The organism is Variovorax sp. CCNWLW235 (assembly GCF_037204085.1).
Taxonomy (GTDB): domain Bacteria; phylum Pseudomonadota; class Gammaproteobacteria; order Burkholderiales; family Burkholderiaceae_C; genus Variovorax.
In genome coordinates this window covers 35,556-58,960 of the sequence record NZ_JBBCBW010000030.1, presented here as the reverse complement: position 1 = coordinate 58,960, position 23,405 = coordinate 35,556, and the positions used below count along the sequence as shown (strand labels likewise).

General features: G+C 67.7%; 22 protein-coding genes. 10 read left to right on the top strand and 12 right to left on the bottom strand.

The genetic code is table 11. The features are described 5' to 3' along the window. Window positions 1–121: 121 nt before the first annotated feature. From V9L21_RS24120 to V9L21_RS24095, 6 genes are all read left to right on the top strand, one after another. Complete coding sequence (locus V9L21_RS24120) at window positions 122–508, top strand: VOC family protein (protein WP_337315329.1); 387 nt, start codon at window positions 122–124, stop codon at window positions 506–508. Window positions 509–571: 63 nt separating this feature from the next. Next, on the top strand, window positions 572–1,678 hold the full coding sequence (locus V9L21_RS24115) for a BMP family ABC transporter substrate-binding protein (RefSeq protein WP_337315328.1): 1,107 nt from the start codon (window positions 572–574) through the stop codon (window positions 1,676–1,678). 29 nt (window positions 1,679–1,707) lie between these two features. Continuing rightward, window positions 1,708–3,240, top strand: a complete 1,533-nt coding sequence (locus V9L21_RS24110; protein ID WP_337315327.1) for an ABC transporter ATP-binding protein — start codon at window positions 1,708–1,710, stop codon at window positions 3,238–3,240. Next, a complete protein-coding gene (locus tag V9L21_RS24105; protein WP_337315326.1) occupies window positions 3,233–4,384 on the top strand; it encodes an ABC transporter permease in 1,152 nt (383 codons plus the stop codon). Before V9L21_RS24110 ends, V9L21_RS24105 begins: the two co-directional genes overlap by 8 nt. Then, window positions 4,381–5,313 (top strand): ABC transporter permease, encoded by a 933-nt coding sequence (locus tag V9L21_RS24100; RefSeq protein WP_337315325.1) that lies wholly within the window; start codon window positions 4,381–4,383, stop codon window positions 5,311–5,313. Before V9L21_RS24105 ends, V9L21_RS24100 begins: the two co-directional genes overlap by 4 nt. Then, a complete protein-coding gene (locus V9L21_RS24095; protein ID WP_337315324.1) occupies window positions 5,310–5,996 on the top strand; it encodes a cysteine hydrolase family protein in 687 nt (228 codons plus the stop codon). Before V9L21_RS24100 ends, V9L21_RS24095 begins: the two co-directional genes overlap by 4 nt. Here the strand turns inward: V9L21_RS24095 and V9L21_RS24090 are convergent. Next, on the bottom strand, window positions 5,993–6,760 hold the full coding sequence (locus tag V9L21_RS24090; protein ID WP_337315323.1) for a hypothetical protein: 768 nt from the start codon (window positions 6,758–6,760) through the stop codon (window positions 5,993–5,995). The two genes, V9L21_RS24095 and V9L21_RS24090, sit on opposite strands and share 4 nt — an antisense overlap. 46 nt (window positions 6,761–6,806) lie before the next feature. On the opposite strand from V9L21_RS24090, the gene V9L21_RS24085 reads away from it, so the two are divergent. The 3 genes from V9L21_RS24085 to V9L21_RS24075 are packed head-to-tail and all read left to right on the top strand — an operon-like array spanning window position 6,807 to window position 8,866. Continuing rightward, a complete protein-coding gene (locus V9L21_RS24085; RefSeq protein ID WP_431769289.1) occupies window positions 6,807–7,406 on the top strand; it encodes a LemA family protein in 600 nt (199 codons plus the stop codon). Window positions 7,407–7,418: 12 nt separating this feature from the next. Continuing rightward, entirely contained in the window at window positions 7,419–8,345 is a 927-nt protein-coding gene (locus V9L21_RS24080; RefSeq protein ID WP_337315322.1) for a TPM domain-containing protein, read from the top strand. 2 nt (window positions 8,346–8,347) lie between these two features. Further along, window positions 8,348–8,866 carry a TPM domain-containing protein gene (locus V9L21_RS24075; RefSeq protein WP_337315321.1) on the top strand — a complete coding sequence of 173 codons (519 nt, stop codon included), beginning with the start codon at window positions 8,348–8,350 and terminating at the stop codon, window positions 8,864–8,866. A gap of 121 nt (window positions 8,867–8,987) precedes the next feature. Here V9L21_RS24075 and pdeM read toward each other — a convergent pair whose 3' ends face one another. Further along, window positions 8,988–9,671, bottom strand: a complete 684-nt coding sequence (gene pdeM, locus V9L21_RS24070) for a ligase-associated DNA damage response endonuclease PdeM (protein WP_337315320.1) — start codon at window positions 9,669–9,671, stop codon at window positions 8,988–8,990. An 80-nt stretch (window positions 9,672–9,751) separates the two neighbouring features. Here pdeM and trxC point away from each other — a divergent pair, with 80 nt between their 5' ends. Next, window positions 9,752–10,201, top strand: coding sequence for a thioredoxin TrxC (gene trxC / locus V9L21_RS24065; RefSeq protein WP_281146733.1), 450 nt, complete (start codon window positions 9,752–9,754; stop codon window positions 10,199–10,201). 22 nt (window positions 10,202–10,223) lie between these two features. Here the strand turns inward: trxC and V9L21_RS24060 are convergent, their stop codons facing one another. The 10 genes from V9L21_RS24060 to V9L21_RS24015 all read right to left on the bottom strand — a co-directional run bounded on the left by V9L21_RS24060 (window position 10,224) and on the right by V9L21_RS24015 (window position 23,175). Beyond that, window positions 10,224–12,974, bottom strand: coding sequence for a ligase-associated DNA damage response DEXH box helicase (locus V9L21_RS24060; protein WP_337315319.1), 2,751 nt, complete (start codon window positions 12,972–12,974; stop codon window positions 10,224–10,226). Further along, on the bottom strand, window positions 12,971–14,626 hold the full coding sequence (locus V9L21_RS24055; RefSeq protein WP_337315318.1) for an ATP-dependent DNA ligase: 1,656 nt from the start codon (window positions 14,624–14,626) through the stop codon (window positions 12,971–12,973). The genes V9L21_RS24060 and V9L21_RS24055 overlap by 4 nt, the downstream gene beginning before the upstream one ends. Further along, window positions 14,623–15,744, bottom strand: a complete 1,122-nt coding sequence (locus V9L21_RS24050; RefSeq protein WP_337315317.1) for a ligase-associated DNA damage response exonuclease — start codon at window positions 15,742–15,744, stop codon at window positions 14,623–14,625. Before V9L21_RS24050 ends, V9L21_RS24055 begins: the two co-directional genes overlap by 4 nt. A 70-nt stretch (window positions 15,745–15,814) precedes the next feature. After that, window positions 15,815–16,327 (bottom strand): DUF3617 domain-containing protein, encoded by a 513-nt coding sequence (locus tag V9L21_RS24045; RefSeq protein WP_337298432.1) that lies wholly within the window; start codon window positions 16,325–16,327, stop codon window positions 15,815–15,817. 79 nt (window positions 16,328–16,406) lie between these two features. Next, window positions 16,407–17,111 (bottom strand): phosphatase PAP2 family protein, encoded by a 705-nt coding sequence (locus tag V9L21_RS24040; protein ID WP_337315316.1) that lies wholly within the window; start codon window positions 17,109–17,111, stop codon window positions 16,407–16,409. Window positions 17,112–17,163: 52 nt separating this feature from the next. Continuing rightward, window positions 17,164–18,327, bottom strand: a complete 1,164-nt coding sequence (locus V9L21_RS24035; RefSeq protein ID WP_337315315.1) for a Gfo/Idh/MocA family protein — start codon at window positions 18,325–18,327, stop codon at window positions 17,164–17,166. A gap of 149 nt (window positions 18,328–18,476) precedes the next feature. Continuing rightward, window positions 18,477–19,439, bottom strand: coding sequence for a substrate-binding domain-containing protein (locus V9L21_RS24030; protein WP_258502650.1), 963 nt, complete (start codon window positions 19,437–19,439; stop codon window positions 18,477–18,479). Between the two features lie 46 nt (window positions 19,440–19,485). Next, a complete protein-coding gene (locus V9L21_RS24025) occupies window positions 19,486–20,487 on the bottom strand; it encodes an ABC transporter permease (RefSeq protein ID WP_258502651.1) in 1,002 nt (333 codons plus the stop codon). Beyond that, on the bottom strand, window positions 20,474–22,009 hold the full coding sequence (locus V9L21_RS24020) for a sugar ABC transporter ATP-binding protein (protein ID WP_337315314.1): 1,536 nt from the start codon (window positions 22,007–22,009) through the stop codon (window positions 20,474–20,476). Before V9L21_RS24020 ends, V9L21_RS24025 begins: the two co-directional genes overlap by 14 nt. Then, window positions 22,006–23,175: an ROK family protein gene (locus V9L21_RS24015; protein WP_337315331.1), complete on the bottom strand. Its 1,170-nt coding sequence runs from the start codon at window positions 23,173–23,175 to the stop codon at window positions 22,006–22,008. The genes V9L21_RS24020 and V9L21_RS24015 overlap by 4 nt, the downstream gene beginning before the upstream one ends. Window positions 23,176–23,405 lie beyond the last annotated feature (230 nt).

Below are 23,405 nucleotides of genomic sequence, written 5' to 3'. Positions count from 1 at the left end.
GGAGGGGCGCAGCCCCGGGGGACATTCGCGGAGGGGAGTACCCGGTGGCCTTTGCACAAGCCCCGAACAACAGCGCCAAGAACAAAAGCGCCCAAGAACAAAAAGCAATTGAGCAACTGACATGCCCCATCTCTCCTACGTCAACGTCTTCGCCAAGGACGTGGTCGCGCTCAGCGGCTTCTACCAGCGCGTGTTCGGATTCCCCGAGATCGAAGCCATTCGCTCGCCGATTTTTCGCGGGCTCGACACCGGCAAGTCGAGCCTCGGCTTCAACGCGCTCGATGCCTATGAACTATTGCACCTGGCCGAGTTTTCCGACACGCGCGGCGTCAAGTTCTTGCTGAACATCGACGTCGACAGCAAGGACGACGTGGACCGCATGGTGCCCGTCGCGCTCGAGGCCGGTGCCACGCTGGTGAAGCCGCCTTACGTCACCTACTACAACTGGTACCAGTCGGTGCTGCTCGATCCCGAGGGCAATGTGTTTCGCATCAACTTCATGATGTGACGCGCGTAGCACCTCCGTCTTCAACGCTTCTTCCTTGACTTGCTTCTCACGAAAGGTCGCTCCATGCTGCGCACTCCCACCCTCGGCTTCACCTCCGGCCTTGCCCTGGCGCTTGCAGCCGGCGGCGCATTCGTCTCGCTGCCGGCGGCAGCCGCCGACGGCTTTACGCTCAAGGACAAGCCCAAGATCGCGATGCTCTACTTCGGCCCGAAGAACGACGGCGGCTGGACGCAGGCCTTCGACGAAGCGCGCGTGAAGATCGAGAAGGAAATCGGCCAGAAGATCCAGTTTGTGGAGAACGTTCCCGAAGACGCATCGGCCATCAAGCCGGCGGCCGAGAAGTTCATTCAGCGCGGCGCCAACATCGTGATCGGCACCGCCTTCGGCTACTCCGACAGCTTCAAGGACCTGGCCGCCAAGTACCCGGGCGTGGCTTTTCTCAACGGCTCGGGCACCACCAACGGCAGCAACCTCGAATCCTTCTACGGCCGCACCTACGAGAGCCAGTATCTCTGCGGCATGGCCGCGGGCGCGGCCTCCAAGACCGGCAAGCTCGGCTTCGTTGCGGCCAACCCGTTCGGCGTGGTGAACTGGACCATCAACGCCTTCGCGCTCGGTGCGCAGAAGATGAACCCCAACGCCACCGTCAACGTCATCTACACCGGCGCGTGGAACGACCCCGTGAAAGAACGCGCCGCCGCGGCCGCACTGATCGACCAGGGCGCCGACGTGATCGGCCAGCACGTCGACTCGCCCACGCCGCAGATCGTGGCGCAGGAGCGCGGCGTGTACGGCACCGGCCACCACCGCGACCTGCGCCAGTTCGCACCCAAGGCCACGCTGTGCTCGTCGGTGTGGGTGTGGGACCGCTTTCTGACGCCCGAGCTCAAGAAGATCATGGCCGGCAACTGGAAGCCCGGCCAGTACGGCGCCTTCATCGAGATGAAGGACGGCGGCACCGACATCGCGGGCTTCGGCCCCGCGGTGCCCAAGGACAAGGCCGCGGCCATTACCGCCGAGCGCGACGCCATCATGAAGGGCAAGCACGTTTACGCCGGCCCGCTTGCCGACCGCGAGGGCAAGGAGCGCGTGGCCAAGGGCGCGGTGCTGTCGGATGCCGATCTGTGGAAGATGGACTGGTTCGTCAAGGGCGTGGTCACGCAGAAGTAAAGCAGAAGAGAAAAGCAAGGCGACCCGGCATGCCCAACGCGCTCGAACTCACCGGCATCCGCAAGAGCTTCGACGGCTTTGCGGCGCTGACCGACGCGAGCTTTGCCGCGCGCTGGGGTGAGGTGCATGCGCTGCTGGGCGAGAACGGCGCGGGCAAGTCGTCGCTGATGAACATTGCGGCCGGGCTCTATGCACCTGAAGCCGGCCAGCTGCTGGTCGACGACAACGTGGTGCGCTTTGCCGGCCCGGCCGACGCGGCAAGGCAACGCATCGGCATGGTTCACCAGCACTTCAAGCTGGTGCGGCCGTTCACCGTGGCAGAGAACATTCTGCTCACCGCACCGCCCGCGCCCGAGTTTCAGAGCCACGGGGAGCGTCTTCGCGAGATCACGCGCAGCATCCGCAACAAGGCCTCGGAGCTGGGCTTCGACATCGACCCCGCGAGGCGCGTCGATTCGCTCTCGATTGCCGAGCAGCAGCGCGTCGAGATTCTCAAGGTGCTGCTCGCGGGCGCACGCATCCTGATACTCGACGAGCCCACTGCGGTACTCACCGACCAGGAGGCTGCGCGCCTTCTGCAGACCGTGCGCGGCCTTGCGCGCAGCGGCTCCGCGGTGGTGCTGGTCACGCACAAGATGGCCGACGTAAAAACGTATGCCGACCGCGTGACGGTGATGCGCGGCGGCCGCACGGTGGCCACGCTGGCGCCCGACACCGCATCGGTGGCCGAGCTGGTGAAGCTCACCGTGGGCGAATCGATTGCCATGCAGGGCTTCCAGGCGGCAAAGTCGCCGCGCGGCGCTGTGCGGCTCGCGGTGCGCGGCCTGCGCTCTGCCCCGTCGCCGGAAGGCCGTCGCGTGCTCGACGGCGTCGACCTCGAACTGCATGCGGGCGAAATCTACGGACTGGCCGGTGTCGGCGGCAACGGGCAGGGCGAGCTGGCCGGGGCCATCATGGGCCTGCCCGATCCGGGCGGTGCGCTCGAAGGCGAGATCCACCTCAGCGGCCATGGCGACCTCAAGGCCATGAGTGCACCAGCGCGCCGCAACGTGGGCATTGCCGCGATTCCGGCCGACCGCTACGGCCTTGCGCTGGCCGGCGGCCTCTCGGTGGCCGAGAACTACGCCATAGGCCGCGTGCACACCGGCCGCTACGGCCCGGCGTGGCATCTGCGGCGCGGCCGCATCCAGGCCGATACGCAAGAGGCGGTTCGCACCTTCGATGTGCTGGGGGTGCGCTCGGTGGCGCAGAAGGCCGCGCTGCTCTCCGGCGGCAACGCACAGAAGCTGGTGCTCGCGCGGGAGTTCGGCAAGTCGCCTTCGCTGGTGCTCGCGCACAGCCCGAGCCGCGGGCTCGACGTGCGCGCGAGCGCCGAAGTGCATGCGCGCCTGCGCGCGGCGCGCGACGGCGGCGCCGCGGTGCTGCTGATCAGCGAAGACCTCGATGAAGTGCTGCAGCTGGCCGACCGTGTGGGCGTGATGACACGCGGACGCATTGCCGGCGAGTTCACGCAACCCGCCGACCGGCAAGCGATTGGACAGGCGATGGTGGACCATGGTTGACGCCACGCTCGCGGCCATCGCGCAGCCCGCGCAGACCGATCGGGATGCCGCGCAACGGGCACGGCGCCAGCCGCTGGCGCGCCGCCGCTATGCGCTGGAGATCCGCCAGCACATGGGGTGGCGGCGGCAGGCGCTGATTCTCGCGGCGGCGCTGCTGGCCGGCCTGGCAATTTCCGCCGCCATTCTTGTGGCCGCCGGCGTCCCCGCGGACGAGCTCGCCAACGAGTTCGTGATGCAGACTTTCTTCGACGGCCAGAACTTTCGCGCCGTGCTGTTCCAGGCTGCGCCGATGATCCTTGTCGGCCTGGCGGGCTCGCTCGCGTTTCGCGCACGCTTCTGGAACCTGGGGCTCGAGGGCCAGATGATGTGGGGCGCCATCGGTGCCACGGCCGTCTCGATGTGGCAGGTCGGCCCCGAGCCGCTGCGGCTGCCGCTGATGTTTGCGGCCGCCATCGGCTGCGGGCTGCTCTGGGTGCTGGGGCCGGCGTGGCTGAAGATCAGGCTCGGCGTGAACGAGATCATCTCCACGCTGATGCTCAACTATATGGCGGCCAACTTTTTGCTGCACCTGGTGTACGGCAGCTGGAAGGACCCGAAGGACAACTTTCCCTATTCGCCGCAGTTCCGCGCCTTCGAGCGGCTGCCCGAACTGGGCGCCGGCGTGAGCAGCGCCATCTTGCTCGCGGCGGTGGTGGCGCTCCTGGCATGGTGGCTGGTGGGTGTGAGCCGGGCCGGGCTGTACCTGCGCTTCGTCGATGCCAATCCGCGCGTGGCGCATGCCAACGGCGTGCCGGTGCGCCGCACCATCTACGGCGCCGTGCTGCTGTCCGGCGCAATGGCCGGCCTCGCAGGGTTTGCGGTGGCCTCGGGGCAGGAGGGGCGGCTCACGCAGGCCTTCTACCAGGGCTACGGCTTCTCGGGCATCCTCATCGCCTTTCTCGCGCGCAACAACCCGCTGGCGGCCACCGTGGTGGCGCTGCTGGTGGCGGCACTGTTCGTCACCGGCCGCAGCCTGCAGGTGTTCTACCAGGTGCCGTTCTCGATGGTGCAACTCATCCAGGCCATCATCGTGGTGTGCGTGGCGTCGAGCGATTTCTTCATTCGCCACCGGCTGCGGCGCGTGGGTGGGGAGCAAGCGCAATGAGCGGAAGCATCGTCCTCAACTGGCTCGCGAGCACGCCCGACTTCGCGGTGCCGTATGCACTCGCCGCGTTGGGCCTGATCATCAGCGAGCGCGCGGGCGTGCTCTCGCTGGGCGCCGAAGGGCTGATGCTGGTGGGCGCGCTCGCGGGCATCGGTGCGCAAATCGCCCTGGGGCAACCGGGCGTGTCACTGGTGCTTGCCATGCTTGCGGCCAGCGCGGTGTCGTTGCTGTTCGCAGTGATGGTGATCTGGCTACGCGTGAACCAGGTGATTGCGGGGCTGGCGCTGGTGTTCTTCTGCCAGGGCTTCACGGCACTCGTCGGCTCGCTGGCCGAATGGACCAACCACGCCACCGAAGGCATCGGCTCGATGGCACTGTGGCCGCTGTCGCTCTTGCCCGGTGCCGGCCGCCTGTTCGAGCAGAACGCGATGGTCTGGCTCACGTTGCCCATCTTCGTTGGGGTGGCATGGTTTCTCTCGCACACCTCGGCCGGGCTGCGGCTGCGCGCGGTGGGCGAAAACCCGCAGGCGGCCGATGCAGCCGGCATTCGCGTCACGCTGTGGCGGCTGGCTGCGGTGCTCGCGGGCTCGGCGCTGGTGGGCCTTGCGGGCGCCTACATCTCGGTGGTCAGCACCAAGCTGTGGATCGCGGGCATGACCGGCGGGCGCGGCTGGATTGCGGTGGGGCTGGTGATCTTCGCGCGCTGGTCGCCGTGGAAGGCGCTGGTGGGTGCGCTGCTGTTCGGCTGCATCGAGGCGCTCATTCCCCAGCTTGCGGCGGCCGGGGTGCAGCTGCCGCAGTACTTCGTGATGATGACGCCCTATGCGGTGACGCTGGGCGTGATGGTGTGGGTCGCATTGGCCCGGCGCGGCGGAGACGACGAGCCCGGCGCGCTCGGCCAACCCTATGTTCGGGAGGAGCGGCGATGAAGGCCTGGGTGTACGGCGAAGAGCGCGACCTCGGCGCAGCGCAGTTTGCGGACTACCTCGATCCCGCCACCACCGCGGTGGTCTCCATCGACATGCACCGCGGCCATCTCGACGACAGCCCCGACTGCCCCTGCCCCGCGCCGCGTGCGCGCGACGTGGTGGAGCCCATCGACAGTTTTCACGACGATGCCCGCGCGCTGGGCGTGCGCATCGTGCACGTCAAGTCGGTGCTGCGGCCCGATGGCGCCGACGACATCAACGGCATTCCGGCTGCGTGGCGCCGCACCTTTCCGCTGCACGTGGGCGCCATACCGAATGCCGATGCGCACGCCATCGAAGGCTCGCGCTGGACCGAGTGGGTCACGCGCGTGGAGCCGGGCGACATGCGCGTGGAGAGCAAGCGCCGCTTGTCGGCCTTCTACCCGACCGACCTCGACTTTCTGCTGCGCAACCAGCGCATCGAAACGGTGGTGCTCAACGGCGGGTTTACCGATTGCTGCGTGCTCAACACCGCGTTCGACGCCAACAACCACAACTACCGTGTGATCGTGCTGCGCGACCTGGTGCGCGGCACCGATGCGCACCTGGAAAACGCGGCGCTCAGCATGGTGTCGCTGCATCTGGGGCTGGTGGTCGACTCGGCCGAGTTGCTGCGCCAGTGGCGCGGCACCGCCGCAAGCTAGTCGGCAAGGCCCAGCCAGCGCCGGAGCACGGGCTGCATCTCGCCCTGCGATGCTTCCCACACCAGTTCAGGCGCAGCCACGTGCACGCCGGCGGGTGCGATGCGCAGGGCCATGTCGACCAGCTCGGCCACTTTGGAGGGGCGCACCGGCTGCTCGCTCGTCGGCACCATGAAACGCATGATCGACAGCATCCACGCGGCCAGTTTTTCGGCGGGGTTGGCAAGCTTGGCATTGAGCGGCTTGCGCGCCGAACGCAGAAGGATCACGCGCTCGAAACCGCTGGCGACCACTGCCTGCTCGTCGAGGCTCGCGAGGCCGCGCTTGAGCGCCTCGGGCAGACGCCCCTGATCGTGCGGCTGCACGATGGCAAGCGTCTGCACGCCGCAGGCGCGCAGCCAGCGCGAGAGTTCGGGCAGGTCGGAAGGCTGCGGCACCCACAGGGCGCGCTCGCGGCCGTGATACAGCCGGGGCGGATCGAAGGCGATGACCGCGGTATCGGCGGACGTGAGCCCCCATTGCGCGATCGGCAGGCCGGGGCAGAGGCAGGTCTCGACCCCGCGCATGCCGTCGCGCATGGGTTCGCGCGACAGCACCCGCACGTGGGCAAAGCGGTGGCCGCCCGCGAGCCGGCGCAGCAGCTCCTGGCCCAGGGCGCCGGTGGCGCCGGCAATCAGCAGCGTTCCGGCCGTTGCGGTGGCACCGGCGGTTGCAGGCGGCACCGCACGGTTGGCAGCCTGCAGGGCTTGAAGGGGATCGAGGGCCATGGAGACATCTATGCTAACTTCCGGCTCTTCTGCGGAGGTAATGCAAATGATGATGAAACGCTGGCTCTTGATTCTTGCTGCGGTCCTGTCCCTGAGCGGATGCGGCTACAACCAGTTCCAGTCGCTCGACGAGACGAGCAAGTCGGCCTGGAGCGAGGTGCTCAACCAGTACCAGCGGCGCGCCGACCTCGTGCCGAACATCGTGGCCACCGTGAAGGGCGAGGCCAGCTTCGAGCAGGACACGCTCACCAAGGTGATCGAGGCGCGCGCCAAGGCCACGTCGATCCAGGTAACGCCCGAGACGCTGAACAACCCCGAGGCATTCAACAAGTTCCAGCAGGCGCAGGGCGAGCTCTCGTCGGCGCTGTCGCGGCTGATGGTGGTGTCGGAGCGCTATCCGGAGCTGAAGGCCAACCAGGCTTTCCGCGACCTGCGTGTGACGCTCGAGGGCACCGAGAACCGCATCACCGTGGCGCGCAACCGCTACATCCAGACGGTGCAGGAGTACAACGTGCTGGCGCGCAGCTTCCCGACGAACATCACGGCCAAGATCTTCAGCTATGAGCCGAAGCCCAACTTCTCGGTGCAGAACGAAGCGCAGATTTCGACGCCCCCCACCGTCGACTTTTCTACACCCAAGAAGTAAGACGCTCGATCGATGACCGTTGCCCTGATACGCCGCGTGCTGGCCGCCGTTCTGCTGGCGGCCACGGCGTGGGCCGGTCCTGCGGCAGGTGCATGGGCGCAAGACCTGCTGCCGGTGCCCACGCTCACGGCGCGGGTGATCGACCAGACGCAAACGCTGGCCGAACCCGAGCGCGCAGACCTCGAGGCCAAGCTGGCCGCTTTCGAGCAGCGCAAGGGCTCGCAGATAGTGGTGCTGATGGTGCCCACCACGCAGCCTGAAGACATTGCAAGCTATGCCAACCGCGTGGGCAACGCCTGGAAGATCGGGCGCAAGGACGTGGGCGACGGCATCCTGGTGATCGTGGCCAAGAACGACCGCAAGATGCGCATCGAAGTGGCCAAGACGCTCGAGGGCGCGGTGCCAGACCTGGCGGCCATTCGCATCATCGATGAGGAGATGAAGCCGCGCTTTCGCAACAACGACTTTGCAGGCGGGCTGAACGCGGCGGTCGCCCGGCTCATTGGGCTGGTCGACGGCGAGGCGCTGCCCGCGCCTTCCAGCGGCAGCGACGAAAGCGCCGGTGACGGCATCGACTGGGAGAACCTTGCGATCTTCCTGTTCGTCGGCGTCTTCGTGGCGGCGCCCATCGTGCGATCGGTTGTCGGCAAGAAGCTCGGCTCGGTGGTCATGGGCGGCGGCATCGGCGTGATTGCGTTCTTCATCACGACCAGCATCGTCATTGCGGTGCTCGCGGGCTTCGTGGCGTTGATGGTGTCGCTGTTCTCGGCGGTGGCGGCAACCGCGCCGGGGCGCCGCGGCGGTGGGGGTGGCGGCTTTGGCGGCTGGAGCGGCGGCGGTGGGGGTGGCGGCTGGAGCAGTGGCGGCGGCGGAGGCGGCGGTTTCAGTTCCGGCGGTGGCGGCGATTTTGGAGGCGGCGGCGCCTCGGGGGATTGGTAGGCATGGCAACGCTTTTCTCCAGGCTTGGCCGCATCTGGCGCCACCAGTGGATGGACGAGGCCGATGTGCGCCGTGTGCTGCCCGATGCCGCCATGGAGCGCCTTGCCGCGCGCGTGGCTGCCAGCGAGCGGCGCCACAGCGGCGAGATCCGCATCTGCGTCGAGGCGGGCCTGCCCTTGTCTTACCTGCGGCGGGATGCCTCGGCGCGCGAACGTGCCGTCACCATGTTCGGCAAGCTGCGCGTGTGGGACACCGAGCACAACAACGGCGTGCTCATCTACCTTTTGTTGGCCGAGCACGCGATAGAGATCGTGGCCGACCGCGGCATCAGCGCGCGGGTCGGCGCCGCCGAATGGTCTGCGATGACGCAGCGCATGGGCGCGGCATTCCGCGAAGGGCGTTTCGAGGACGGGCTCACGCAGGCGCTGGAAGAAATGTCGGCCTTGCTGGTCGAGCACTTTCCGCTGGCGGACGACCAGCCGGACACCAACGAGCTGCCGGACGCGCCCGTGGTTCTTTGAATTTGTTTTTCTCCCTCCCCTCCCGGGGGAGGGTTGGGGTGGGGGCAAGCGGCGCTGGCGATGGGCACGCTCTGCCTGCCCCCATCCCAGCCTTCCCCCAGAGGGGGAAGGAGCCGCCCCCTCAATCCGGTGCGGGCAGCGCCCACACGGTTTCGCCACCTACCGCGTAGAAGCGCCTGCCGGGCGCCCGCTCCACCAGCCACCCGCCCGTGAACTCGCCGAAAGCCGGCAGCACCGCCTGTTGTTCGTCGCTCACGAAACACGGCAACCGCACGCTGTCCCGCCCCGGCCCGTAGAGCCGGCAGACCGGATGCAGGTGCCCGGCCAGCACAAAGTGCGTGGCATGCGACTGCGGATGATGGCAGCAGGCGAAGGGGCCGAGCAGATAGGGCTCGTCGACCACCTCGATGTCCAGGGCCGCAGGCGGATCGCCCGCGCGGCTATCGTGGTTGCCCCGCACCAGTGTCATGCGGACGGCCCCGTGCGTGGCCCGCCAGTCGGCGAGCGCGGCCAGCACCTGCGGCGTGCGCGCCTGCGCCGCATGCATGAAGTCACCGAGAAACACGATGCGCTGCGGCGCATGGGCCGCGATCAGCGCGTCAATCCGCGCCAGGTTCTGCTGCGTGGTGCCGCCCGGCACCGGCTGCCCCAGCGCGCGGTAGGTCGCGGCCTTGCCGATGTGCAGGTCGGCAATGAACAGCACCCGCCCCTCAGGCCACCAGATGGCGCGTTCGGGCAGCAGATGAACCCACTCGCCGGCCCATCGGACCGGCAGGGCCGATGCGGAAAGTTGCGGGGAAGTCACTGGCACCAAGTGTCGCAAAAGCCGGTGCGCATGGGCGGCCGTCACTTGCAATTCACCCCTGCGGACCCCAGTTCTTCGGTATGACCGAAACGCCATCGCTGCACATCGTCTGTCCGCACTGCCACACGACCAACCGCGTGCGCGCGGCACAGCTGGGCAGCGCGCCCGATTGCGGCAGTTGCCACCGCCCGCTGTTCGCCGGCCATTCGACTGCGCTGCCGGACGAAAAGACCTTCGACCGCCACATTGCACGCAATGAAATTCCGGTGCTGGTGGACTTCTGGGCACCGTGGTGCGGCCCGTGCCGGCAGATGGCGCCGGCCTACGAACAGGCCGCGGCCCAGCTGGAGCCGCGGGTGCGGTTGGCCAAGGTCGATACGGAGGCCGTGCCCAACCTGGGCGCGCGCTTCAACATCCGCAGCATTCCGACGCTGGCGCTGTTTCGCGGCGGGCGCGAGGTGGCACGGCAGGCCGGTGCCATGGGCGCGGCGGACATCGTGCGCTGGGTCAAGGCGCACGGCGCCGGCTGAGCCGGACGGCTCGCTCCTCGCTTCACAGCGGCGGCAATGGCCGCGAGCGGCGCGAGGGCGGCCTGCGCTGGCGCTGCGGCGCGGGTGGCTTGCCCGGCCCTTCCTGGCCGAACGGGAGCGTGCTCTTCACACGTTCGATTCCGCCAGCGGTGACGATGCCGCCCGCGGCTTTTTCGAGCTGCTCGACCATGCGCGCGATGCGGTCGGCCACGTTCTCGTTCGACAGCTTTTCGCGGAACAGCTCGACCATGAGCGGAAACGAAAAAGGCGTCGGCCGCTCGAGCGGCTTCAGCACCAGCTGTTGAGTCGCCATGCGCGCAAGGCTGGCGCGCAGGCGGCCGATTTCGAGCTCCTGCGCGAGCAGCTCCTGCTCGGCCTGCAGCAGCAGCTTGTTGGCGGGGTCGTACTTGCGGAACACCTCCCAGAACAGCGACGACGAGGCCTGCAGCTGCCGGTTGCTGCGCTTCTCGCCGGGGTAGCCCTGGAAGATGAGGCCCGACACACGCGCAATTTCGCGAAAGCGGCGCTGCGCCAATTCGCCCGCGTTGAGCGAAGCCAGCACCTCGTGCAGCAGTTCGGCATGCGCATCGTCGCCTTGCGGCAGGCGCAGCACCTGCGGCAGCAGCGCGGGCCAATCGACCGGCACAGCACTCAGCAGTTCGAAGCCGTAGTCGTTCACCGCGATGGAGAAGGTGCGCGCATCGTGCTGCGCCACGCGCCAGGCCAGCAGGCTTGCAAGCCCCAGGTGCACGTGCCGCCCCGCGAAGGGATAGAGGAACAGGTGCGAGCCTTCGCGCGTAGTGAGCGTTTCGGCCAGCAGGGTCTGCGGCGTGGGCAGGGCCGACCATTGCTGCTGGATTTCGAGCAGCGGCCGCACGCACTGCAGCTCGGGGGAGTCATAGCGCCCCGCGCCAGCCAGCGCGAGCTGTTGCACCACGGCGTCGGCCAGCGTGGTCGACAGCGGCATGCGCCCGCCGTTCCAGCGCGGCACAGCGGCGCGCTTGCCGGTGGCGCGCCGCACCCAGGCCGTCATGTCGTGAATGCGCACGAGTTCCAGCAACCGGCCGCCGAACAGAAAGCAGTCGCCGGGCTTCATGCGCGCAACAAAGCCTTCTTCGACGCTGCCGATCTTCGCGCCGCCCATGTACTGCACCGCCATGCTGGCATCGCTCACGATGGTGCCGATGTTCATGCGGTGCCGCCGCGCGAGCCGCGCATCGGGCACGCGCCAGACGCCTTCGGCATCGGGCACCGCGCGGCGGTAGTCCGGGTAGGCGGCCAGCGAAGGGCCGCCCTGCGAGACGAAGGACAGGCACCACTCCCAGCTCTCCCGCGACAGCCCCGCATAGGCCGCGGTGCCGCGCACCTCCGCGTACAGGTCGTCGGGCACGAAGCCGCCGCCGAGCGCCACCGTGACGAGGTGCTGCACCAGCACGTCGAGCGGCTGCACGGGCGTGTGACGCGCCTCGATATGGCCTGCCGCAATGGCCGCGCGCGCCGCGGCGCCCTCGACCATCTCGATGCTGTGCGTGGGCACGAGCGTGATTCGCGACGGCCGGCCGGGTGCATGGCCCGAGCGCCCCGCGCGCTGCAGCAGCCGCGCGACGCCCTTGGGCGAGCCGATCTGCAGCACGCGCTCGACCGGCAGGAAATCGACGCCCAGGTCGAGGCTCGATGTGCAGACCACCGCCTTGAGCTCACCGCTCTTCAAGCCAAGCTCCACCCACTCGCGCACCGCGCGGTCGAGCGAGCCGTGGTGCAGCGCAATGGTGCCCGCCCATTCGGGCCGCGCCTCGAGCATGGCCTGGTACCAGATCTCCGATTGCGAGCGCGTGTTGGTGAACACCAGCGTGGTGCTGCTGGCGGCAATTTCATCGAGCACCTGCGGCAGCATGGTGAGGCCCAGGTGGCCGCCCCACGGAAAGCGCTCGGCGCGGCCGGGCAGCAGCGAATCGACCACCAGCTTCTTGGGCACCGCGCCCTGCACCAGCACGCCCGCTTCATCGCCGAGCAATGCGCGCATGGCCTCTTGCAGGTTGCCCAGCGTGGCCGACATGCCCCATACCGCGAGCCCTGCGTTCCAGCGCCTGAGCCGCGCGAGGGCCAGCTGCACCTGCACGCCGCGCTTGTTGCCGAGCAGCTCGTGCCATTCGTCGACCACCACCATCTTCACGCGGCCGAGCACTTCGCTGGCATCGGCGCGCGCAAGCAGCAGTGAAAGGCTCTCCGGCGTGGTGACGAGCACGGTGGGCAGGCGCTCATTCTGCGCGGCGCGCTCGGCCGACGAGGTGTCGCCGCTGCGCGCACCGGCGCTCCACGGATGCACGTCTGCGCCGAGCGCTTCGAGCGGCTGCTTCAGCGCGCGCAGCGTGTCGGCCGCAAGCGCGCGCATGGGTGTGAGCCACAGCACCGTGAGCGGCGGCGCGGCGGGGCGCGCGGTTTCTTTTTTGGCTTGCGAGAAGACCTGCAGCGCGCCGAGCCACACGGCGTAGGTCTTGCCCGCGCCGGTGGTGGCATGCAGCATGCCGGACTTTCCTTGCGCGATGGCTTTCCACACATCGCGCTGGAACTTGAAGGGCTTCCAGCCGCGTGCCTCGAACCACGCATCGAGCGCCGCCTTGACCGCTGTCTTGCTCCTTCCCCCGCTGGGGGAAGGCTGGGATGGGGGCACGCGGCCTTCAACAGGCAGCTGATTCTTGATACGCCGCTTGCCCCCACCCCTGCCCTCCCCCGGGAGGGGAGGGAGAGATGCGGGGTCCACCGGGTCGGTCATGACGGCAGCAGTGCGGCCAGCGTCTGCAGAGTGTCGGCCTCTGCCACCGGCTTGTCCTCGCGCCAGCGCAGCATGCGCGGAAAGCGCACCGCAATGCCGCTCTTGTGGCGCGTGCTGCGCGCAATGCCTTCGAAGCCGAGTTCGAACACCAGGGTCGGCTCCACGCTGCGCACCGGGCCAAAGCTCTCCACCGTGGTCTTGCGGATGATCGCGTCCACGCGCGCCATCTCGGCATCGGTCAGGCCCGAATAGGCTTTCGCAAAGGGCACGAGCTTGCGGTCTTGCTGTTCGGGCGGACCGTCCCACACAGCAAAGGTGTAGTCGCTGTAGAGACTGGCACGCCGGCCGTGGCCGCGCTGCGCGTAGATGAGCACGGCGTCGATGCTGAGCGGGTCGATCTTCCACTTCCACCACACGCCGACGTCCTTGGTGCGGCCCACGCCGTACTGCGCATCGCGGCGCTTGAGCATCATGCCTTCCACACCCATGCTGCGCGCGGCTTCGCGCTGACGCGCAAGGTCGCTCCACTCCATGCCGGTAAGCATCGGGCTCGGCAGCAGCGACGGGTGCTGCATGCGCGTGACGAGCTCGTCGAGCAACGCGCGGCGCTCCCCTTGCGGCAGCACGCGCAGGTCGCGGCCTTCCCATTCGAGGATGTCGTAGGCCAGCAGCACTACCGGTATTTCGCGCAACAGTTTTGCGCCCAATGTCTTGCGGCCGATGCGCTTTTGCAGCTCCGCAAAGGGCTGCACCTTGTCTTCGCGCCAGACGGCAATCTCTCCATCCAGCACCGTGCCGTCGTGCAGCGCCTCGCCCAGCACGGCGAGCTCGGGAAAGCGCTCGGTCACCAGCTCTTCACCGCGCGACCACAACCAGACCGCACCCGCGCGCTTCACCAGTTGCGCGCGGATGCCGTCCCACTTCCACTCGACGACCCAATCGGCCGGCGGACCGAGCGCCGCATCGAACTCTTCGAGCGGCAGGTTGAACGCATGCGCAAGAAAGAAGGGGTACGGCTGCCCGCTGGTCTTTTGCACCTGCTCCGCGCCCGACTCCGGCGCGATGAGCGCGCGGTAGTCGTCGGCTTGCGGACGGCCGCCGATGTGGGTGTAGCCCATGAGCCTCTGCGCCACGCGCTTGGCGTCGATGCCGCCCACCGCCGCGAGCGCCTGCGTGACCTGGAGCTTCGACACGCCCACGCGAAATGCGCCGGTGATGAGCTTGAAGTACACCAGCCGCTCTTCGGCCGCAAGCTGGCGCCATTGCGCACGCAGCCTGGCGGGCAACTCGTCCGGCGCGGACTTGCCGGCTTCGCGCAGCGGCAGCAGGTGCTCCTCGACCCAGCGCGCCAAGCCGAGGTCGTGCGCCTCGGTGGGCGGTGGCAGCAGCAGCGCGATGGTTTCCGCAAGATCGCCGACCGCCTCGTAGCTCTCGTCGAACAGCCATTCGGGAAGGCCTGCCGCTTCTTGCGCGAGCAGGCGCAGCAGCTTGGTGGGCACCAGCTGGCGCGGCTTGCCGCCGGCCAGGAAGTACACGGCCCACGCCGCATCAGCGGGGTCGGCCTCTCGCAGGTAGCGCTGCAGCGCGGCCTGCTTGGCAAGGCTCGAGGTGCTGGCGTCGAGCTCGCGGTAGAGCGCGGCGAAGTCCTTCATGCCTTTGCTCCTTCCCCCTCTGGGGGAAGGTTGGGATGGGGGCTGGCAGCGTCCCCATCGGGCGCCGCTTGCCCCCTCCCCGGCCCTCCCCCAGCGGGGGAGGGAGCCTCCTGGTCGTCTTCATCGCCGTACTCGGTCTTGAAGCCTTGCGCATCGAGCCCGCTCTCTGCGAGCCATCGCACCATCACCTGCACGCTGCCATGCGTGACGAACACGCGCTCGGCCCCAGTGCCCGCGATCGCCTGCTGCAGTCCGGGCCAGTCCGCGTGGTCGGACATGACGAAGCCCCGGTCCACGCCGCGCCGGCGGCGCGTGCCGCGCAACTGCATCCAGCCGCTCGCAAAAGCATCGGCGTAGTTGCCGAAGCGGCGCATCCACGGCGTGCCCTGCGCCGATGGCGGCGCCAGCACCAGTGCGCGCTTCAGGAGCGCGGCGTCCACGCCCCGGTCGGTCACACGCAATGTCTCTGGCAAGGCCACGCCCGCGGCGCGATACACGGCGTTGAGCGGCTCGACCGCGCCGTGCACCACGATCGGCCCTATGGAGGCATCGACGCCGTGCAGGATGCGCTGCGCCTTGCCGAAGGCATAGCAGAACAGCACCGATGCGCGGCCGGCCTCCGCGTTGGCGCGCCACCATGCATTGACCTCCGCGAACAGCGCCGCCTGCGTGGGCCAGCGATAGATCGGCAATCCGAAAGTCGATTCGGTGATGAAGGTGTCGCACGGTACAGGCTCGAAGGGCGTGCAGGTTCCGTCGGGTTCGGTCTTGTAGTCGCCCGAGGCCACCCACACGCGCCCGCCGTGTTCGAGGCGAACCTGTGCCGAGCCCAGCACATGCCCGGCCGGATGCAGCGAAACGCGCACGCCGTGGTGCTCGATGGTTTCTCCGTAGCCGAGCGTCTGCAGCGCGATGTCGCTGCCGAGGCGCGTGCGCAGCGTGCCGGCGCTGTCGGTATGCGCCAGGTAGTGCGCATGGCCCGCGCGCGCGTGGTCGGAGTGGGCGTGCGTGATGACGGCGCGAGCCACCGGCCGCCAGGGGTCGATGTAGAAATCGCCCGGTGGGCAATACAGCCCCTCGGGGCGTGCGACGACGAGATCTTCTTCCTTCGCGGCCATGGCCGCATCGTAGGCGGTGGCGGCGTTGCGCGTTGCCGAGCGCGGGCCGCGAAGCGCTGTGGGCCGGCGCCTACTTCTTGCGCCCGCCTGCCATTTCGAGCACGTTCATCTTCATGCCGTTGGACATGATCATGTCGCCGGGCTTCTGGCCGGCCTTGCAGGGGCCGATCCACTTGGCTTCGATGACGGCGGAGCCTTCGGCGCGGCCCATCAGCGGCGGGCTGTAGGTCGACTTGCTTTCCATGCGATAGGCCGAGCTGAAGTCACCGCTCATCACGGCGTGCGATGTGGCGGTGGTGGAGCCGATCTTGCAGACCGAATCGATGACCAGCTTGCCGCCTTCGTTGCGCAGCTCCTGCTTGGAGCAGGTGTCCTTGCCCATGCCCTGGCCCATGTCGCGCAGGGCCTTGTCGCTGGCCGCGTCGATGCACTGCTGGATGGTCTGGCTCGCGCCCTTGGCGGCGGTGCCGTCGCCGGTCTGGATTTCCCAGAGGCCGGGCTTGCGCGCGGGATAGTCGATGGCCATGGCGGGCATGGCGGCCGCGCAGGCCAGCGTGAAGAAAGCAGCGGCAGTGATCTTCATGGCGGGCTCCGTGTCGAATCAGGGGAACGATGCCCGGTTTTTACCGCAGGCGCCGGCCGTGAGGAATAGCGCGATCGGCCTACGCCGGCTCCGCCTGCACAGCCGCTGTCGAAACGGCGTGGCGTGGCCGCGAAGCCAGCCCGAACCCGATGCCCAGCGCAAGACCGCCGAGCACGTCGACGAGCACGTGCTGACGCACCGCCATCGTCGAATAGACGATGGCTGCGGCCCATGCAATGTTGAACGCGCGGAGCCACATGGGCGCGGCCACTTCGCGCAATTGCCGCGCCAGCACTACACAGGCAAGCACCGAGAACGACACATGCAGCGATGGAAACGCGTTGCCGGCCGCATCGACCGTTTTCAGAAAATGAAGCGAGGTGCCCGGAGTCGCGTCGATGGCGAAGTTGGGTATGGCTGTCGGCACAAACCAGAACACCGCGAGCGAGATGAAGGTCATGACCGCACAGCTCAGTGCAAAGCCCAGGAACTCCCGTTTGTCCTTGGCAAGGAACACGGGCAGCGCGATGTAGACCCAGAGGGAAAGATAGACCGGCAGCAGCGCCGGCCAGAAGGCGATCAGCCGGTCGAACGCGGTGAGCGGCAACGTCCAGGGCTGGCCGGCGTTCTTCATGATCCAGAAGTACAGCGGAAAGAAGCCGATGGTGGCCACCGTGTTGCCGACGAGCTTCAGCGGCCAGAGCGCGAGGCAGCGCCGGCCCAGGGCGCGAAGCCACGGTGGTGGACCGGAAGGCGGCAGGTCTCGAAGGGAAGAAGGTGTCATGGGCGCCAGGCGCCGTGCGTTGCGTGCCCGCGGGTGCGGGCATGCGGCACGGCTACCAGGGCGTCCACTTTAATTCGCTTTTCGACGATGCCACCGTGCGCTCGATGAAGCGGACGCCGCGGGCGCCGTCTTCCACGCGCGGATAGTCAGCGGCGATGGCATCGGCCTGCTGGCCGGCGATGCGTGCGCGGATGTCCGCGGCCACGCCGCCATAGATGTTGGCAAAGGCCTCGATGAAGCCTTCGGGATGCCCCGCCGGCAGGCGGCTCGCGCGTTGCGCCGATTCGCACAGCCACGGCGAGCCGCGCGTGAGAGTGCGCTTGGGACCGTCGTGCGGCAGATGCAGCAGCTCGCTCGGCCGCTCCTGGCGCCATTCGAGCGTGCCCAGCGCGCCGGAGATGCGCAGGCGCAGGTCGTTCTCGAGCCCAGTGTTGATCTGCGAAGCGATCAGCACGCCGCGCGCGCCGCCCTTGAAGCGCAAGAGCAGGCTGCCGTCATCGTCGAGCATGCGGCCCGGCACCAGCGCGCTCAGGTCGGCGCAGAGGCTTTCGATTTCCAGTCCGGTCACGCTCGCAACGAGGTTCTCGGCATGCGAGCCGATGTCGCCGATGGCGCCCGCTGCGCCGCTGCGCGCCGGGTCGGTGCGCCAGTCGGCCTGCTTGTTGCCGGCGTCTTCGAGCTGGCTTGCGAGCCAGCCTTGGTTGTATTCGACGACCACCTTGCGCAGCTCGCCGAGTTGGCCCGAGCGGACCATTTCGCGCGCTTGCCGCACCATCGGGTAGCCGGTGTAGTTGTAGGTCACGCCGAAGACCGTGCCGTGCCTTGCCACGGTGGCCACGAGCGCATCGGCCTGCTCGCGCGTGTGCACCAGCGGCTTGTCGCACACCACATGAAAGCCCGCCTCGGCAAAGGCCTGCGCCACCGGAAAGTGCACGTGGTTGGGCGTGACGATCGAGACGAAGTCGATGCGCTCCGCGGGCGGGCGCTTGAGCTCGTCAGCCAGCAGCGACTGCCAGTCGCCGTGGTTGCGGTCGTCGGCCAGCCCGAGGTCGCGGCCCGACGCGCGCGCCTTCTCGGGGCTCGACGACAGCGCGCCGGCCACGAGCTCGATCTGCCCGTCCAGCGCCATGGCCTTGCGGTGCACGGCGCCGATGAAGGCGTCGCGCCCGCCGCCGACCATGGCGCAGCGGAGCTTGCGAGAAGGTTGATCAGTCATCTGTAGGAAGTTCCTGGTAACTGTCCCCTCTCCCTCTGGGAGAGGGCTAGGGTGAGGGCATCGGCGTTCGCGAGCACACGGCCTCCGCCATTGCCGCTGCCCTCACCCCAACCCTCTCCCCGAGGGGAGAGGGAGGAAGGCATGCGACCTCAGAACGGCGAGTTCGGGTGGTAGAAGTCTTTCGCGTTTTCCTTGGTGATCAGCACCGAAGGAATGATCGTCGTCGCGGGCAGCTTCTCGCCCTTCAGCCGCGCCTCGGCGGTGAGCTTGATGGCGTCGTAGATGAACTTGGGCGAGTAGCTCACGTCCGCGCCAATGCGCTTGTCCTTGCCGTCCATGATGGTCTTGACCATGCCCTTGGCGCCCGCGCCGCCGAAGACGATCTTGATGTCGTCGCGCTTGGCCTGCTCGATGGCCTTGAGCACGCCCACGGCCATGTCGTCGTCGGCCGCCCAGATGGCGTCGATCTGCTTGAAGCGCGTGAGGTAGTCCTGCGTGACCTTGAAGGCGTCGTCGCGGTTCCAGTTGGCGTACTTGGCGTCGAGCAGCTTGATGTCCGGATGGTTCTTGAGCACCGCGTTGAAGGCGTCCATGCGCTCGTTGTCGAGCGTGGTGGCAATGCCGCGCAGGGCGACCACGTTGCCCTTGCCGCCGAGCTGCTTGGCAATGTATTCGGCCGGAATGCGGCCGAAGGCTGTGTTGTCGCCGGCCACGTATGCGTCCTGCGCGCTGGTGTCGGTCAGGCCGCGGTCGACCACGGTCACGTAGGCACCCTTGGCCTTGACCTGCGCCACCGGCTTGGTCAGCGCGGCCGATTCGAACGGAAACACCACGAGCGCGTTGATCTTGGTGACGGTCGAAAGGTCTTGCAGCTGGTTGGCCTGCTCGGGCGCGTTGGCCGCGGTCTTGATCGTGATCTTCAGGTCCTTGTGCTGCTTCTCCAGGTCCTTCTTCGCCTGGTTGGCCCAGTAGTTGATGCCGCCCATGAAGCTGTGCGTGGCCGCGGGAATCGAAACGCCGAGGTTCACTTTCTCGGCGGCGAGTGCGGGCAGGCTCGCGAGCGCTGCTGCGGCCACGGCCGTGAGTGCGATGCGGCGGGTGAAGCTTGTCATGCTGGATGTCTCCTTGTGGTTGATGGTGAAGCGGAACGGGAACGAATTAGCGGCGCCCTCTTTGGAGGAACGCAACGATGATGATCACGAAGCCCTGCACCGCGGCGTTGAGGTACACGCTGATGATGCTGGTGAGGTTGAGGATGTTGCTGATGACCGAAAGCAGGATCGCGCCCACGACGGTGCCGGTGATGCTGCCCGCGCCGCCCTTGAGCGCGGTGCCGCCGACGATCACCGCGGCAATCGCCTCGAGCTCCCACAGGAGGCCCGTGGTCGGCGACGCCGAGCCCAGGCGCGGCACGTACAGCAGCGTGGCAATGCCCACGCACACGCCCAGCAGCACGTAGGTCAGGATCTTCACGCGGTCGACGTCCACTGCCGCATAACGCGCCACCTGCTCGTTCGATCCGATGGCTTGCACATAGCGGCCGTAGGCCGTGCGGTTCAATATGACACCGCCGATGATCGCGACGATCACGAACACCCACACCGGCACCGGGATTCCCGCCAGGCTTGCGTAGTACACCGGCGCATAGAGGTCCGACAGGTCGTTGTCGAGCGTGAGCGCGCCGCCGTCGGCAAAGTAGGTGAGGTAGGCGCGAAAGATGCCGAGCGTGCCCAGCGTGACGATGAATGGCTCGATGCGCCCCTTGGTGATGAGCAGGCCGTGCGCCAGGCCGAACAGCGCGCCTAGCACCACTGCGAGCACCGCGCCCATCACCACCGCCATGAGCGGCGAACCCGAGGCCGGTCCGGCCCAGTTGATGAACATGATCACGCTGCCCGCGATGAGCGCCGCCATCGAGCCCACCGACAGGTCGATGCCGCCCGAGATGATCACGAAGCACATGCCTACCGCAATGATGCCGATGAAGGCCGTGCGCGTGAGCACGTTCATGGCGTTGTCGACGGTGGCAAAGTCGCTGTTGAGCAGCGTGCCGCCGATGCACAGCAGCACAAGGCCGATGACCGGGCCGAGGCCGTGCAGGCGCTCGGTCCAGCGCGGCTTGCTTTCGCTGCGGTGCTGCGCGGCTTCAGGCTGCGGCATGGGTGTCTGCTGTTCCGGTGGCATGAGCGATGAGCTCCTCTTCAGTCAGGTTGTCGGCATTGAGCGTGGCGACGAGGCGCCCCGCGCGCATCACCGCCACGCGGTGGCACAGGCCGATGAGTTCCATCAGTTCCGACGAAACGACGATCACCGCGAGCCCTTCGCGGGCGAGTCGCTGGATCAGGAAATAGATGTCGCGCTTGGCACCGATGTCGACGCCGCGCGTGGGCTCGTCGAGCACCACCACCTTGGGTTTGGGCTGCAGCACCTTGGCAAGTGCGAGCTTCTGCTGGTTGCCGCCCGAAAGCGACGATGCGCGCACGTCGAGCGAGCCGGTGCGAATGCCGTAGTCCTTCACGGCCTCGGCCAGCGCGCCGCGTTCGGCATCGGGCTGGAGCCATGGGCGGGTGTAGCGATCGAGCGCCATCAGCGTGAGGTTCTGGCGCAGCCCGAAGTTCACGTGCAGGCCCTTGCCCTTGCGGTCTTCGCTCAGGTAGGTGAGGCCGTGCTTGGCGGCGTCGCGCGGATTGCGCCAGCCCTTCCGGTCGGGCACCGCCTTGCCGAGCATCTCGACTTGGCCGCTGGCCGGCCGAAGACCCAGCAGGCCTTCGAACAGCTCGGTGCGGCCCGCGCCGACCAGGCCCGCGAAGCCGAGGATCTCTCCGGGGCGCACTTCAAAGCCGACATCGTTCGCCCAGCCGGGCACGCTGAAGTTGCGCACGCGCATGGCGGGTGCGTCGGCGGCCACCACCACGTCGCGCGGCGGGTACAGGTCGGCCAATTCGCGGCCCACCATGAGGTTGGCCATCTGCTGGCGCGAAACCTCGGGGGTGGGTGCACGCGCCACAAAGCGGCCATCGCGCATCACGATCACCTCGTCGGTCACCTGCTCCACTTCGTCGAGCTTGTGCGAGATGTAGACGATGGTCACGCCGTCCGCGCGCAGCTGCGCGATGAGCTTGAAGAGCCGCTCGGTTTCGCCGGGCGTGAGCGTGGCGGTGGGCTCGTCCATGATGAGCAGGCGCGCGCGCCGGGCAATGGCCTTGGCGATTTCGACGAGCTGCTTTTCCGCAACGATCAGCCGGCGCACCTTGGTCCGCGGATCGACCTGCAGGCCGACGGCTGCAAGCGCTGCGGCGGCATCGCGTTCCATCGAAGCATCGTCGAGCAGCCAGCCTTTTTTCTTCTCGTGGCCGAGAAAGATGTTCTGCGCCACGCTCAGGTCTTCGGCAAGATTGAATTCCTGGTGGATCAGCACGATGCCCAGGGCCTCGGCATCGCGAGAACTCGTGAACTGCTGCGACTGGCCGTTGATGCGCAGCACGCCGCCAGTGAGCGACTCGTAGCCCGCAAGAATCTTCATCAGCGTCGACTTGCCCGCGCCGTTTTCGCCGAGCAGCCCGTAGACGCGGCCCGGCGCCAGCGAAAAGCTCACGCCATGCAGCACCTGCACCGGGCCGAAGGCCTTCACCACATCGGCAAATTCGACGGCGACGCTTCCCTTGGTTTCTTCTGGGGTCATGGCGCCACTCCGCGGACTTTCAACGTTTCGTGCATTGCGAGCACGCCGGCGCCGATCAGCCCGCCCTGCACGCCCAGCGGCGTGTACTGGATTTCCAGGTGCCGGGTCGAGAGCGCGAGCGAACGCTGGTAGACGCTCTGCCGCACGGCCGCCAGAAACAGCGGCCCGATGCGCGTGATGCCGCCGCCGATGAACACGTGCGACGGATTGAAGAAATTCACCACCGACGCCAGCATCTGGCCGATGAGGTTGCCGGCGTTCTGAATGATGCCGTTGGCCGCCGTGTCGCCGGCGCGGCTTGCCTGCCCGACGTCGACGGCTTCGATGCGGCCATGCACCCGCAGGCATTCGGCGAGCATGGCGCTTTCACCGGCTTCGGCCGCCTGCACGGCCATGCGCGTGATGGCCGGCCCCGCCGCCATGGCTTCCACGCAGCCCACATTGCCGCAATGGCAGCGCGGGCCTTCCTGGTCGACGCAGATGTGCCCCACGTCGCCGGCCGAACCGGCGGCGCCGCGATAGACCTCACCATGGCAGACGATGCCGCAGCCGATGCCGGTGCCGATCTTGATCACGAGAAAGTTGTTGAGCGAGCGCTTGAGACGCCAGAGCTCGCCGAGCGCCATCAGGTTCACGTCGTTGTCGACGAAGACGGGCGCCGCGTAGTCCTCGCGCAGGTAGTCGCGGATCGAAAAGCTGTCCCATGCCGGCATCAGCGGCGGGTTCACGAGTTGCCCGATCTCGAAGTTGACGGGGCCCGGGACGCCGATACCGATGCCGAGCACGTTCCTGGCGCTGCTGTTGCAACGTGCGAGCAACTCGCGCATCAGAACGCGCACCCGAGCCAGCACGACCGCGGGGCCTTCGCGCACATCGGCGGGTTCGTCATGCTGAGCAAGCACGGTGAGGTCCGGCCGCAGCACCGCAACGTCGAGGCTGGTGGCGCCAATGTCGATGCCGACCAGCACGCCGAGGCCAGCATGCAGCTGCAGGTTTTCGGCCCGCCGCCCGCCGGATGAGCGCTGGAGCCCGGCCTCGGCCAGGAGACCCTGCTCGACCAGGCCCGCAATCAGCGCATTCGCTTTGCTCTTCGAGAAGCCGAGCTGTTCGGCCATGGCATGGCGCGAGCCGCCGGCCGACCAGAAGGTGGTCTCCAGCAACCGCATTTCGTCCGCAGTGATGCCGCTCCAGCGTGTCACGCGTTGTTGTCTCCGTCTTTGTTGCCCACTGCCCCAAGGCTCGCCGCAGGTGAATGAACGCGAATACTAGAGGCAGGTCTTCAGCCGGACAAGGCTGAACTTCGACCAAATTCAGACCAAAGCTGTGTGCAAGTCAAGTTCTGAGGACGAAAAAAAGCCGCCCGGAGGCGGCTTTTTTCTGGCGGACCCGGTGGGGC